Here is a 12,611-nt window from a genome sequence, read left to right as displayed (position 1 = left end):
GCACACCGATGAGCAATAAACTAGCCTGCACATCAGTGGGCAATTAACTTCCCGTCCTGCCCCGTCCCACCCCGCCCTGTCCTGCCCAGGAGCTTGCGATGCCTCTCGTTGCCGACACCCCCGTGGAGAAGATGCCGGGCCCCTACCCGCGCCGCTGGTGGGCCCTGCTGGTGCTCTGCCTGAGCCTGCTGATCGTCGTCATGGCGAACACCTCGCTGATCGTGGCCGCGCCCGACATGACCCAGGACCTGGGCCTGTCCAGCAGTGACCTCCAGTGGGTCATCGACGGTTACACCGTCCCGTACGCGGCGCTGATGCTCGTGCTCGGCGCGATCGGCGACAAGTACAGCCGCCGCGGCGCGCTGGTCCTCGGGCTGCTGGTCTTCGCCGCGGGTTCGGTGATGGGCGGTCTCGTCGAGGAGACCGCCCTGGTCATCACCGCCCGCGCGATCATGGGCGTCGGCGCCGCAGTCGTCATGCCGGCCACCCTGTCGCTGCTGGTCGCGATGTTCCCGCGGGCCGAGCGCGCCAAGGCCATCACGGCCTGGTCCGCGACCTCCGGACTCGCCATCGCCGCCGGTCCGCTGACCGCGGGCTGGCTGCTGGAGAGCCACGCCTGGGGCTCCACCTTCCTTGTGAACGTCCCCGTCGCGCTGCTCGGCGTCGTCGGCGCGCTGCTGCTGGTACCGCCGTCGAAGGCCGCGGGCATGGGCCGGATCGACTACGTCGGCGGTCTGCTGTCGATCGTCTCGGTCGGCTCCCTGGTCTACGCGACCATCGAGGGCCCGCACTTCGGCTGGGGCGCGGGACCGGTCACCGCGGCCGTGGTCGCCGGCGCCGGCCTGCTCGCCTTCGTCGCCTGGGAGCTGCGCCACCCCAACCCCATGCTGGACGTACGGAAGTTCACCGAGCGCCCCTTCAGCGGCTCGATGCTGGCCGTGCTGTTCTTCTTCTTCGGCACCTTCGGCGCGATCTACTACTCCACCCAGTTCCTCCAGTTCGTGCTCGGCCACAACGCCCTGGAGACCGGCGTACGGCTGCTGCCGCTGGCGGGTGCGGTGTTCGTCGGCGCCGCGGTCACCGGGCGGCTGGCCCCGAAGCTGGGCGTGAAGGCGGTCGTGGGAACCGGCATGGTGATCGGCACCGCGGGCCTCTTCCTGCTCACGCAGATCGAGTCGGGCTCCACCTACACCGCCTTCGTGGCGCCGCTGGTGCTGCTCGGGTTCGCCATCGGGCTGAGCCTGTCCCCCGCCACCGACACGATCATGGGCTCCTTCCCCGAGTCGGAGCTGGGAGTCGGCGGCGGCGCCAACGACACGGCACTGGAGCTGGGCGGCTCCCTGGGCATCGCGGTCCTCGGCTCGCTCCTCGCCACCGCCTACAAGGACAAGCTGACCGAACTGGTCGGCGGCCAGCTCCCCGCCCCGGCGCTGGACACCGCCAAGGACTCGGTGGGCGGCGGACTCGCGGTCGCCGAGCAGGTCGGCCGGAACCCCCAGGGCGGCGCCGAGCAGGCCCATGCCCTGCTGGGCGCGGTGCACGAGTCCTTCGCCCACGCCATCGCGCAGACCAGCCTGATCGGCGGGATCATCATGGCCGTCGGCACGGTGATCGTCTTCGTGGTGCTGCCCGGCCGCAAGGCCACGGGGAAGCGGCACCAGGAGACGGCGGCTACGGAGGACGCGCGGAACTCCGAGACCGCGGGCGTGCGTTGAGCCCGCCTCCCAGGAACGGCCGTGCCTGAGCGGCGCACGGCCCTGGGGACGGTGCCGGGAGGGACGCCCGGTACCGTCCCTTCTATGTCCGTTCTGCCGCTACGTCCTCGACCACGAGGCGTGCGTGCTTCTCAGGTACCCCGGCCGCGATGAGCAGGACGACGGCGGCCCGGGTGCCGTCGTCCTCCAGCGCCCCGGAGTTGACCTCCTCCAGCAGGGCCACGGTCATCGCCTCCAGAGCGGCGCTCAGCACCGCGGGCGGCAGATGGGTGTGGAAGACGCCGTCGCCCTGGCCCCGTTGCAGGATGGCGGTGGCCGCGGCACGGGCGGGCTCGATGATCTCGGTGACCCGCTCCCTGCCCAGATCCCGGTGGGCGAGCGCCAGCAGCATCCGGTAGCGGTCGCCCACCGGCCACATCGACAGCGCGAACCGCGCGAGTGCCCGCTCGGCGGGTTCCGCCCCCTCCCCGGTCGCCTGCGGTGCGCTCGCCACGGCGGCCCGCAGTGCCTCGCCCGCCTCCTCGGCCAGCGCCTCCAGGAGCGCGGCCCGGCCGGGGAAGTGGCCGAACAGGGTGCGCCGTACGACACCGGCGGCACGGGCCAGTTCCTCCAGGGTGATGTCGGGGTTGCGCCCCAGCTCCTGGCGCGCGGTGGCCAGGATGCGCGCCCGGTTGGACCGTGCGTTGCGTCGCTGGGGCACACGGCCTGCAGGCTGGGACACGGCTGGACCTCGATGGACATCGGAGGGGAACGAACTCTTGCATTCTGGCATGCGGGCCACCGGCGGTGGCCGGGCCGATCACCGCGGCGATCGGCCCGGCGCGCACTCCAGAGCTTCGGGAATCGAGGGTCCCGGCCGATCGGGCGTCAGCTCGGCGTTCAGCTCACCGCCTTGGCGACCAGCTCGCCGATCCGGGCCGCGTCGGCATCGGTGAGCCGGGGAAGGGCGAAGCCGGTCGGCCACATGGTGCCCTCGTCGAGGTGCGCGGTGTCGTTGAATCCGAAGGTGGCGTAGCGCGCGTTGAACTTCTGCGCGCTCTGGAAGAAGCAGACGATCTTGCCGTCGCGGGCGTAGGCGGGCATGCCGTACCAGAGCTTCGGGGCCAGTACGGGGGCGTTCTCCTTGACGACGGCGTGGATGCGCTCGGCCATCACGCGGTCCGAGTCCTGCATTTCGGCGATCTTGGCGAGCACGGCCGCCTCGTCCTCGGCCGCCTTCTCGGCGCGCGAGGCGCGGCGCGCGGACGCCTTCAGCTCCTTGGCGCGCTCCTTCATCGCGGCGCGCTCCTCGGCGGTCCACTGCTCGGCCGCGCTGTCGGTGGTCTTCTCCGCGGTGCGCTGGGTGTTCGTCATGGCCGGTTCCTTCCGGTTGTGTCGGTCAAGGGGGCGCTCTGCCGGGTCGTGGCGGCGAGCCGGTTGAGCAGGTTGGTGGTGCCGATCAGCAGGATCAGCGCGGCGAGCTGCCGCTCGTCGTAGTGGGTGGCGGCCCGGTCCCAGGTCGGGTCGCCGACCGCGTCGGGGCGGTCGGCGAGCCGGGTCGCGGCCTCGGCCAGTTCCAGGGCCGCCCGTTCCGCGGGGGTGAAGTGCGCGGTGTCCCGCCAGGCGGCGAGGGCGAGCAGTCGCTCGTCGCCCACCCCGGCCTCGCGGGCCGTCCGGACGCCGTCCTCGACGTCGGCGCCGCAGCCGTTGACCTGGCTGATCCGCACGTGCACCAGGGCCAGCGTCCGGGGGTCCACGCCGGCCGCGTGCACGGCCGCCATGATCTCCTTCAGGGGCCGGGCCGCGTCGGTGAGGACGTCGGCGGGGTTCCGCATACGGGACCGCACTGCGCTCTCCTTCGCTTCCGGTTCGGTGCCCCTCGCCTCGGGGCGTGACTCCATAACAGCCCGGCCCGTCCGTGCGGACCATGGCGATGGAACACCGTGGGACAGCACAACAGCCCTTGACCTGCGACGACTTGACTGGGAAGACTTCATGGCCAGTGGGACGAACAGGCGGGGGAACAACCATGAGCACGCACGAACCACAAGCGCAGGCGGATCCGCAGGAGGAGCTGGCGGCCCGGCTGCGCATGATCCAGGAGCTGTCCGGACTCGGGGTCCGGGCCCTCGCGCGGGACGCGGGGCTCAGCTCCTCGTCCCTGTCGCGGTACCTCAACGGGCAGACCGTGCCGCCGTGGCCCGCGGTGGTCGCGCTGTGCCGCCTGGTCAAGCGGGACCCCCGGCCGCTGCGCCCGCTGTGGGAGCGGATCTCCAATCCGCTTCCGGCGCCCCCGAAGAGCAGCCGCCAGGCCCAGCCGCACCCCCGCAACGACCTGCCGCGCGACATGCCCGACTTCACCGGGCGCGAGGAGGCGCTGGCCGCCGTGTTCGCCGCCGTGGACAGCCATCGCGCGGTCTCCGTCGACGGTATGGCGGGCGTCGGCAAGACCTCCCTCGCCGTGCACGCGGCGCACCGGCTCGCCGCCGGCTTCCCCGACGCGCAGCTCTATGTGGATCTGCACGGCTTCACCGAGGGCCGCCCTCCGCTCGATCCCGACTCCGCGCTGCGGATGCTGCTGGGCGCGCTGGACGTCCCCTCCGAGCGGGTCCCGCAGCAGGGTGTGGAGCAACTGGCCGCCTGCTGGCGGTCGGAGCTGGCGGGGCGCCGGGTCGTGGTGGTCCTCGACAACGCCGCCGACGCCGACCAGGTCCGCCCGCTGCTGCCCGGCGCCGGTGCCTCCGTCGCCCTGGTCACCAGCCGCAACCGGCTGCTGGGCCTGGACGAGGTGCCGCCGGTCTCGCTCGACGTACTGAGCCCCGCGGAGAGCGCACGGCTGCTGGCCCGGGCGAGCGGCGAGCCGGACGGCTCCGGCGGCAGGCTGGCCGGTGACCCGGAGTCCGCGGCCGAGGTGCTGCGGCTGTGCGGCCGGCTGCCCCTGGCCCTGCGCCTGGCCGGAGCCCGGCTGCGGCACCGGCCGGGCTGGACGGTGGGCATCCTGGTCGAGCGGCTGGCGGAGGGGAGCGACGAGTTCGACACCGCCTTCGCGATGTCGGTACGGCAACTGGACCGGCCGCACGCCCGGTTGTTCCGGCTGCTGGGCCTGCTGCCCGGGGAGTCGTTCGACGAGTACGTGGCGGCGGCGCTGGCGGACGTCCCGGTGCGCAGCGCGCGGGCGATGCTGGAGGACCTGGTCGACGCGCACCTCGTGCAGCAGCCGACGGCGACCCGCTACCGGCTGCACGACCTGGTGCACCAGCACGCGCGCCGCGCCTCGGCGGAGACGGACTCGCCGGCCGAGCGGGAGCGTGCCCTGGTCCGGGTGCTGGACTTCTACGTCCATACGGCGGCCGCCGCCGACGCCGCGATGCCGTTCGTGGCGCCCGGCCGTGCCGTCTCGGCGGGCCCGGCCCCGGCGGAACTCCCCCGGTTCGCGGACAAGAACGCCGCCTTCGCCTGGCTCACCTCGGAGTACGGCAACCTGATCGCCGTGTTCGAGACGGCCGCGGCGGTCGGCGCCGACGCCCACGTCTGCGAACTGCCGCGCTATCTGCGGGCGTACTTCGCGCGGCGCTGCGGCACGACGCATCTCAACGTCCTCTTCGAGCGCTCACTGGCCGCCGCCGAGCGGCTGGGCGATCCGCTGCACCTGGCGCAGGCGTACAGCGATCTGGGCTTCGCCCGGTACAACGCGGGGCGGACGGCGGAGGCGACCGAGGCGTACGAGGCGGCCGGGCTGCGGGTCGTGGAGGCGGGCGACACCCGGGCGGAGGCCGAACTGACGCTGCGCCGCGGCTACTTGAGCTGGGACGCGGGGCAGGTCGAGGAGCCGCTGGAGCTGTTCCGGCTGGCGGGAAAGCTGTACGCGAACGCGGACTGTCCCGAGGGCACGGCCCACGCGGCCGCCGCCGAGTCCTGGGCGCTGCTCCAACTGGGCCGGCGCGAGGAGGCGGCCCTGCTGGCCCGTCAGGTGCTGGACGTCCCGCACCCCGACGCCGCGTGGCCGCCCGCGCTGACGGCCCGGATCGTCCTCGGGGTGGCGCTGGCCCGGGAGACGCCGGACGCGGCGTCGGAACACCTCCGTGCGGCGCTGTCGCTGGCCCGCGAGGACGGCCATCTGCACAACCAGGCCTGGTGCCTGAACTGCCGGGGTGTCGCGCTGCGGCACATGGGCCGTTACGAGGAGGCGCTGGCCAGCCACCGGGAGGCGTTCGCGCTCCTGGACGAGCTGTTCGAGGAGCACTGGAAGATCCACTTCCTCAACGGCTACGCCGAGACCTGCCGCTTCGCGGGCCTGACCGACGAGGCGCTGCGGCTGCACCGGCAGGTGCTGGAGCTGGGCCCGCGGCTCGGCAACCGGTACGAGGAGGCCCTCGCCCACGAGGGGATCGCCGGCGTTCTGGAGGGGACGGACCCGGCGGGGGCCGCGGAACACCGGGCGGCCGGGCGGGCCGTACTGGAAGCGCTGAATAGCCGCTGACCTGCATGGATGCCGCGTGAGCGGCATCACCGGACCGACTATACATCTCGTGTATACGCGCGACGTATAGTCTCGGCATGCCTTCTCCGACCAAGAAGATGAAGAAAACGGGGGCCGCGTTCCTCGCCGCCACGATGTTGTCCGCCGCGATGGCATTGACGGGGTGCACCCGGCTGGAGACGACCTCCCCCGCCTCGGCCCGCGCCGACGCCAAGGCCGACGTCCAGGCCCGGGCGGGGACCGTCGACTGCCGTGAGGCCAAGTGCATAGCGCTGACCTTCGACGCGGGGCCCAGCGAGAACTCGCCGCGGCTGCTGGACATCCTGAAGGAGGAGCAGGTCCCGGCGACCTTCTTCCTCCTCGGCAAGCGGCACATCGAGAAGTACCCGGAGCTCGTCAAGCGGATGGCCGACGAGGGCCACGAGATAGCCAGCCACACCTGGGACCACAAGATCCTCACCGATCTGGACCGGGAGGAGATACGTGAGGAACTGGAGCGCCCGAACGAGGAGATAGAGCGCCTGACCGGGCGCCGCCCGACCCTGATGCGCCCGCCGCAGGGCCGCACCGACGACACCGTGCACGAGATCTGCCGGGAGCTGGGGCTCGCCGAGGTGCTCTGGAGCGTGACGGCGAAGGACTACAAGACCAATGACTCGGCGCTGATCAAGAAGCGCGTCCTGGACCAGTCGGACCGGGACGGGATCATCCTGCTGCACGACATCTACCGGGGCACGGTGCCCGCGGTGCCCGGGATCATCGACGCGCTGAAGAAGCAGGGGTATGTGTTCGTGACCGTGCCGCAGTTGCTCGCGCCGGGGAAGGCCGAGCCCGGCAAGGTCTACCGGTGAGGGGCTGGGGCCTGTCGTTTGGATCAGGCCCGGTGCAAGAAGCGGTGCATGGCAACTGAGCCGCGCGTGCCAGGGCCCGCGACGCCGGACTGATCCAAACGGCAGGCCCTAAGTGGTCACCAGGTCAGGCGGAGTCGGTACGGGGAGCGGTGGATCATCGTCGGCCGCATCGTGACCGGGTCGTCCTCCGCCAGCCTGAGGCCCGGCAGTCTCCGGGTCAGCGCCTCCAGGGTGATCCTCAGCTGTTCGCGGGCGAGTTGGGAGCCGGGGCAGCCGTGCGCGCCGAGCCCGAAGGCGAGGTGGCGGCCCGGGGCGCGGGTGATGTCGAAGGCGTCGGGCCGGGGATGGCGCTCGGGGTCCCGGTTGGCAGCGCCGAAGGCGACGAACAGGGCTGCCCCGGCCGGGAGTTCGGTGCCGGCCAGGGTGACCGGGCGGGTGGTGACCCGGCGGAAGCCCTGAAGGGCGCTGTCGTAGCGGGCGGCCTCCTCCACCGCCGCCGGGATGCGGTCCGGCTCGGCGCACAGCAGCGCCCACTGGTCCGGGTGGCGCAGCAGATGCAGCACGGTCGTGCCGAGCAGCGCGGTGGTCGTCAGATGCCCGGCGAGCAGCAGGTTCTGCAGGTGCGCGACGAGCTCGTGGCGCTGCTCCAGGGACACCTCGTCCGCGCCGGGCGGCAGGACGGAGGCGACGAGTTCGCTGCACAGGTCCTCGCGCGGCGCTGAGTGCCGCCGCCGTGCGTAGCCGTCTAGGACCTGCTGCATGGCGACCACGTCCTCGGCCGCGGCGACCTGCTCGGTCTCCTTCAGGGGCCGGAACAGCAGCTCCTCGGCGCGGTGTCCGCCGTGCACGACGGCGGGCACGTCCGCCGGGTCGATACCGACGATCCGGCCGATCACCTCACCGGGGAGCCGGTGGGCGTAGCCGGACATGAACTCCACCGAGCCGTCCGCGGCGAAGGAGTCGATCAGCGCCGCGGCCCGCTCGGCAGCGTACGGCAGCACCGTGCTGACCCGGGCCGGGGACAGACCGCGCACGATCGGGGTGCGCAGCCGCTGGTGCAACGCCCCGTCGGCGGTGACGACGACGGGGCGGCCGCCGAATCCGCGGCCGAGCACGGCGAGCGCGGCGGGCGCGGGCAGCACGTCCGGCCGTAGCGCGTTGGCCGAGGAGAAGTCCTCGGGGCGGCGCAGCACTTCACGCACGTCGGTGTCCCGGGCGACCAGCCAGGCGTCGAGTTCGGCGACATGGGTCAGGCCACCGGTATGCCGGGCGCGGGCGTAGTGCGGGTAGGGGTCGCGCTGCAACTCGTCCAGTCTTCCGTGCGGTCGACGGTCCACGAGACGCCCTCCGGGCCGGTGGTGGCGGTAGGGCTCATGGTGCCGTACGGGTGTGCGGCTGGGTAGGCGGTGATTCGGCCGCCGGGTCAGAACACCAGGGACCAGCCTTCCCGGGCCGCCTGTTCGGCGGTGTAGGAGACGCCGTGCACCTTCAGCCCCTCGGCGTCGAAGAGGTTGATCTCCCCTCCCCTGTTGCCGAGTCCGGCGTCCTCACCGAGGGCGACCAGCAGGCTCACGCCCGCGGCCAGCGGACCGGAGGGCACGGGGACGCGCTTGCCCTGGCGCCCGCCGACGGTCCAGCCGGTCAGGTCCACGGGGCCGGGCGAGGCGTTGATCAGGGTGACGGTCTCCGCCTCGGGCGCCGGACCGCGCGGGTTGACCAGCGCGGCGACGACCCGGACCGGACGCGTCCCCGGCTCGGGGCGGGAGCCGTCGACCACGTCGAGGGCGTGCCCGGTGAGGTCGTCGGTGTGCCAGGACTGGCTCTGGAAGGCGAGGAAGATCCCGACCCAGCGCTCCTGCGCGGGGAAGTGCAGCAGCATGCCGCCGTCCTGCCAGACCCCGTCGTCGCCGCGGAAGCGCCGGCTGTTGCCCTGGTTCATGTGGACGTCATGGACGCCGTTGCCGGGCCGGAAGTCGAACACCTTGTCCCGTACGCCGTTCTCGGGCCCCCAGCGCTCGCCGAAGACGTGCACCCGGGCCTGCGGGTCGTCGACCGCACGCCGCACGTAGTGGTCGAGGAGGTCGGCGAGGTCGTTGTCGGGCCCGGAGAGGTCCGGGGGCAGCTGGCGCATCCCGGCCGGGTCGAAGAGGTTGCCGCGGACGAAGTCCAGGTTGGCCCCGCCGGATCCGGAGGGCAGCGTGCTCCAGCCGCCCGGCAGCCCGGTGAGCCGGGCGGTGACCGGGTGGCGGAAATCGTCGGCGACGAAGTACAGCAGCTCCGAGGGCTGTTGCTGGGACAGGACGTTCACCGCGGCCCGGTAGTGCGTGCCGTGATCGTCCGTCAGGTGGATCTGGTAGTGCGGCGTGTCGGTGGCGCCCTCGCGCCGGGTGTCGACGGCCCGTGCGATCAGGACGCCGTAGGACTTCAGTGGCATGTCGACCAACTCCCCCTGTGGGCGGGCGGACTGCCCGTCCGATGAGGGAAGCCTAGGGCGGGCGGGCAGCCGTGCACCGGGGTTCGCGCGGGGCCACGTCACCTGTACGCCTGCCCGTCGACAGGGTGTTGGTCCATGTGTGTGAGCCGTATACGACAGGGCCGTTGAGCTGGCCGGATTCCTTAGGATCGGGCAGTGGTCAACTTTCAGCTCGAACGCACGGTGCCGCTTTCCCTCGACGAGGCCTGGCGCCGCCTCACCGACTGGCCCCGCCATGGGCGGGTGGTCCCGCTGACCCGGGTCACCGTCGTCACTCCGGGCCCGGACCGGAAGGGCACGGTCCTCGTGGCGCGTTCGGGCCTCGGCCCGCTCGCTTTCGACGACCGGATGGAGGTCACCGTGTGGCGTCCGCCGACCGAGGAGGCGCCCGGTCTGTGCCGGCTGGAGAAGCGGGGCCGGGTGGTGCTGGGCTGGGCGGAGATCGAGGTGCGCCCCGGACCCGGCGGACGGGCCCGGGTGGTGTGGCGCGAGGAGCTGCGGCTACGACTGCTGCCGGGACTGTTCGACGGGCCGCTGCGGTCGGCGGCGCGGTATGTGTTCGGGCGGGCGGTGAACAGCCTGCTGCGGATGCCCTGAGAGCGCCTGACAAACTGGACCGCATGATCCCAAAGCAAGTCGTGGAGACGGAAGTTGACGAGGTCGAGCAGCTCGCCGCGGACGCCCTGCGCTGGTTGACGGCGCAGGCACGCCCGACCGGGGACGGCGGCCTCGGCTGGCCGGTACGGCCCTCCGACGCGACGACCGAGGCCATGTTCTACGACGGCACCGCCGGGATCGTCCCCGCGCTGCTGGAAGGCTGGCGGCACTTCGGTGACGACGCCTACGCGGACACGGCGCTGCGCGCCGCCCGAGGTCTCGGGGCGGCCGTCGAGGAGACCGGGGACAGCTCCCTGTACTTCGGCCTCACCGGCATGGCGATCGCCCTGCGCGCCGTCCACGACGACCTTGGCGACGCCGCCTCCGGTGCCGCCGCGGACCGGGCGATGGAGCTGGTGCGCTCCCGCTTCGACGGGACGCGATGGGGCGAGCTGTTCGAGCTGATGGGCGGCAACGCCGGGATCGGCCTCGGGGCGCTGGCGCTCGGGGACGTGGAGTTCGCCGTACAGGCGGTGGAGCCGTACGCGGACGCGGCGGAGCGGACCGCGGCCGGGGTGCGGTGGGCCCACCGGCCCGGGGCGACCGGGCGGATGCACCACGTCTCGCACGGCACCCTCGGGATCGTGTGCGCGCTGGCCGCGATCGGTGCCACGGCCGGTCGCGCGGACCTCACCGAACTGGCGCTGGCGGGCGCGGCGGACGTCGTCTCCCGTGACGAGGCGGGGCCCGACGGGTTCCTGGTCCCCCATTCCGACCCGCGGCACGCGGGCGAGCGGACCGCCCGCCACAACTACGGCTGGTGCCACGGCCCGGCCGGTGACGCCCAGGTCTTCCGCCTGCTGCGGGACGCTCTGGACGACTCCTCCTGGCCGGAGTTGGCCGACCGCTGCTGGCACACCGTCGTCCACTCCGGGCTGCCCGCGCGGCTGACCCCCGGGTTCTGGGACAACAGCGGGCGCTGCTGCGGCACCGCGGGCGTGCTGGCGCTGGCCTGCGACCGGATCGCCGAGCAGGCGGAGTCACCGGAGTTCGCCCGGGTCCTGGTCGCGGATCTCGCCTCGCGGGCCACCCGGGACGCGGACGGTGCCCGCTGGTCGAACGTGGAGCACCGGGCCACGCCGAGCGAGCTGGAGGCGGAGACCGGCTGGGCGATGGGCAACGCGGGCATCGCGCGTGAACTGCTGCGCTGGGTACGGCTGAACAGGGGCGGCGCCCCGGACTACGCGTTCGCGTGGCCCGACCAGCCCGCGGTGCGGCGCGCCTCCGGTCAGGCCACCGAGCCGATCCGGCCGGCCGGGGTCGAGGCCGCCTCGTGATGGATCGGGGTGTGGGCGCCGGTCAGTGAGACCCCGCTGCCGCCCCGCCGGTTCGCCACGATCTCGGAGGCGATGGACAGGGCGGTCTCCTCGGGCGTACGGGCGCCGAGGTCGAGGCCGATCGGGGAGCGGAGCCGGGCGAGTTCCATTTCGGTGACGCCGACCTCGCGCAGTCGTTCGTTGCGGTCGAGGTGGGTGCGGCGCGAGCCCATCGCGCCGACGTAGGCGACGGGCAGCCGCAGGGCCAGTTGAAGCAGGGGTACGTCGAACTTGGCGTCGTGGGTGAGCACGCACAGGACCGTACGGGCGTCGACGTCGGTGCGCTCCAGGTACTTGTGCGGCCACTCGACGACGATCTCGTCGGCCTCGGGGAAGCGGGCCTCGGTGGCGAACACGGGCCGGGCGTCGCAGACCGTGACGCGGTAGCCGAGGAACTTGCCGATCCGCACCAGCGCCGACGCGAAGTCGATCGCGCCGAAGACGATCATCCGGGGCGGCGGTACGGACGCCTCCACCAGAACCGTGAGCGGTGCTCCGCAACGAGAGCCCTGCTCTCCGATCTCCAGGGTGCCGGTACGGCCCGCGTCCAGGAAGGCACCCGCCTCGGCGGCAACCGTGCGGTCCAGCTCGGGATGGGCCCCGAAGCCACCGTCGTAACCGGGGCCATCCTCGTAGCCGGGCCCACCGTCGTACGACTCCCCGTCCGGGCGGACCACCAGGGCGCGGCCCATCAGCTCCGCCGGGCCCGAGACGACCCGCGCCATCGCCGCCGCCTCACCACGGGCGGCGGCGGCCAGCGCGGCCCTGATCACCGGACGGGCCGGATCGGCGGCCCGTACCGGGGTGACCAGGATGTCGATGATGCCGCCGCAGGTCAGTCCGACCGCGAAGGCGTCCTCATCGCTGTAGCCGAACCGCTCCAGTACGGTTTCGCCGTCCTGGAGGGCCTGTTGGCACAGGTCGTAGACCGCGCCCTCCACACAGCCGCCGGAGACCGAGCCGATCGCCGTGCCGGCGGTGTCCACCGCGAGCGCGGCGCCCGGTCGGCGGGGCGCGCTGCCGCCGACGGCGACCACGGTCGCCACGGCGAAGTCACGCCCCTGCTCGACCCACCGGTGCAGCTCTTCGGCGATGTCCAGCATCTCTCGGTCTCCTTAGGGCAGTTGTGGAGGGCCGGCG

Annotated in this window: 11 protein-coding genes; 5 read left to right on the top strand and 6 right to left on the bottom strand. The window is 72.9% G+C overall.

Annotated features, from left to right (window positions below):
• Positions 1-98: 98 nt before the first annotated feature.
• The gene (locus STRCI_RS32180) at positions 99-1,715 is read left to right on the top strand and encodes an MFS transporter (protein ID WP_269662466.1); all 1,617 of its coding nucleotides are present in this window, start codon (positions 99-101) and stop codon (positions 1,713-1,715) included.
• 82 nt (positions 1,716-1,797) lie between these two features.
• On the opposite strand, the gene STRCI_RS32175 is transcribed toward STRCI_RS32180, so the two are convergent.
• The 3 genes from STRCI_RS32175 to STRCI_RS32165 form a co-directional block, all read right to left on the bottom strand.
• Entirely contained in the window at positions 1,798-2,487 is a 690-nt protein-coding gene (locus STRCI_RS32175) for a TetR family transcriptional regulator (protein ID WP_418953396.1), read from the bottom strand.
• A 107-nt stretch (positions 2,488-2,594) separates the two neighbouring features.
• Positions 2,595-3,068, bottom strand: coding sequence for an iron chaperone (locus STRCI_RS32170; protein ID WP_269662464.1), 474 nt, complete (start codon positions 3,066-3,068; stop codon positions 2,595-2,597).
• On the bottom strand, positions 3,065-3,541 hold the full coding sequence (locus STRCI_RS32165; protein WP_269662463.1) for a carboxymuconolactone decarboxylase family protein: 477 nt from the start codon (positions 3,539-3,541) through the stop codon (positions 3,065-3,067). The genes STRCI_RS32170 and STRCI_RS32165 overlap by 4 nt, the downstream gene beginning before the upstream one ends.
• Before the next feature lie 182 nt (positions 3,542-3,723).
• Here STRCI_RS32165 and STRCI_RS32160 point away from each other — a divergent pair, with 182 nt between their 5' ends.
• On the top strand, positions 3,724-6,174 hold the full coding sequence (locus tag STRCI_RS32160) for an ATP-binding protein (RefSeq protein ID WP_269662462.1): 2,451 nt from the start codon (positions 3,724-3,726) through the stop codon (positions 6,172-6,174).
• A 77-nt stretch (positions 6,175-6,251) separates the two neighbouring features.
• Positions 6,252-7,025 carry a polysaccharide deacetylase family protein gene (locus STRCI_RS32155; RefSeq protein WP_269662461.1) on the top strand — a complete coding sequence of 258 codons (774 nt, stop codon included), beginning with the start codon at positions 6,252-6,254 and terminating at the stop codon, positions 7,023-7,025.
• Positions 7,026-7,141: 116 nt separating this feature from the next.
• On the opposite strand, the gene STRCI_RS32150 is transcribed toward STRCI_RS32155, so the two are convergent.
• Positions 7,142-8,362 carry a cytochrome P450 gene (locus STRCI_RS32150; protein ID WP_269662460.1) on the bottom strand — a complete coding sequence of 407 codons (1,221 nt, stop codon included), beginning with the start codon at positions 8,360-8,362 and terminating at the stop codon, positions 7,142-7,144.
• A gap of 86 nt (positions 8,363-8,448) precedes the next feature.
• Positions 8,449-9,459 (bottom strand): DUF2278 family protein, encoded by a 1,011-nt coding sequence (locus tag STRCI_RS32145; protein ID WP_269662459.1) that lies wholly within the window; start codon positions 9,457-9,459, stop codon positions 8,449-8,451.
• 195 nt (positions 9,460-9,654) lie between these two features.
• Here STRCI_RS32145 and STRCI_RS32140 point away from each other — a divergent pair, with 195 nt between their 5' ends.
• Together STRCI_RS32140 and STRCI_RS32135 are read left to right on the top strand one after the other, a co-directional pair.
• The gene (locus tag STRCI_RS32140) at positions 9,655-10,095 is read left to right on the top strand and encodes an SRPBCC family protein (RefSeq protein ID WP_269662458.1); all 441 of its coding nucleotides are present in this window, start codon (positions 9,655-9,657) and stop codon (positions 10,093-10,095) included.
• 23 nt (positions 10,096-10,118) lie between these two features.
• Complete coding sequence (locus tag STRCI_RS32135; RefSeq protein ID WP_269662457.1) at positions 10,119-11,432, top strand: lanthionine synthetase LanC family protein; 1,314 nt, start codon at positions 10,119-10,121, stop codon at positions 11,430-11,432.
• On the opposite strand, the gene STRCI_RS32130 is transcribed toward STRCI_RS32135, so the two are convergent.
• Positions 11,384-12,574 (bottom strand): XdhC family protein, encoded by a 1,191-nt coding sequence (locus tag STRCI_RS32130; protein WP_269662456.1) that lies wholly within the window; start codon positions 12,572-12,574, stop codon positions 11,384-11,386. The two genes, STRCI_RS32135 and STRCI_RS32130, sit on opposite strands and share 49 nt — an antisense overlap.
• Positions 12,575-12,611: the final 37 nt, after the last annotated feature.

The sequence above is a fragment of the Streptomyces cinnabarinus genome (assembly GCF_027270315.1).
GTDB lineage: Bacteria > Actinomycetota > Actinomycetes > Streptomycetales > Streptomycetaceae > Streptomyces > Streptomyces cinnabarinus.
Note: the sequence above shows the minus strand (reverse complement) of the source record. Positions and strands in the feature narration are given on the sequence as shown.

Excerpts from the sequence above, each read along its gene's own strand:
- STRCI_RS32155 (WP_269662461.1), top strand. The coding sequence starts at position 6,252 with ATGCCTTCTCCGACCAAGAAGATGAAGAAAACGGGGGCCGCGTTCCTC.
- STRCI_RS32145 (WP_269662459.1), bottom strand. The coding sequence starts at position 9,459 with ATGCCACTGAAGTCCTACGGCGTCCTGATCGCACGGGCCGTCGACACC.
- STRCI_RS32130 (WP_269662456.1), bottom strand. The coding sequence starts at position 12,574 with ATGCTGGACATCGCCGAAGAGCTGCACCGGTGGGTCGAGCAGGGGCGT.
- STRCI_RS32135 (WP_269662457.1), top strand. The coding sequence starts at position 10,119 with ATGATCCCAAAGCAAGTCGTGGAGACGGAAGTTGACGAGGTCGAGCAG.
- STRCI_RS32160 (WP_269662462.1), top strand. The coding sequence starts at position 3,724 with ATGAGCACGCACGAACCACAAGCGCAGGCGGATCCGCAGGAGGAGCTG.
- STRCI_RS32175 (WP_418953396.1), bottom strand. The coding sequence starts at position 2,487 with ATGCCAGAATGCAAGAGTTCGTTCCCCTCCGATGTCCATCGAGGTCCA.
- STRCI_RS32180 (WP_269662466.1), top strand. The coding sequence starts at position 99 with ATGCCTCTCGTTGCCGACACCCCCGTGGAGAAGATGCCGGGCCCCTAC.
- STRCI_RS32170 (WP_269662464.1), bottom strand. The coding sequence starts at position 3,068 with ATGACGAACACCCAGCGCACCGCGGAGAAGACCACCGACAGCGCGGCC.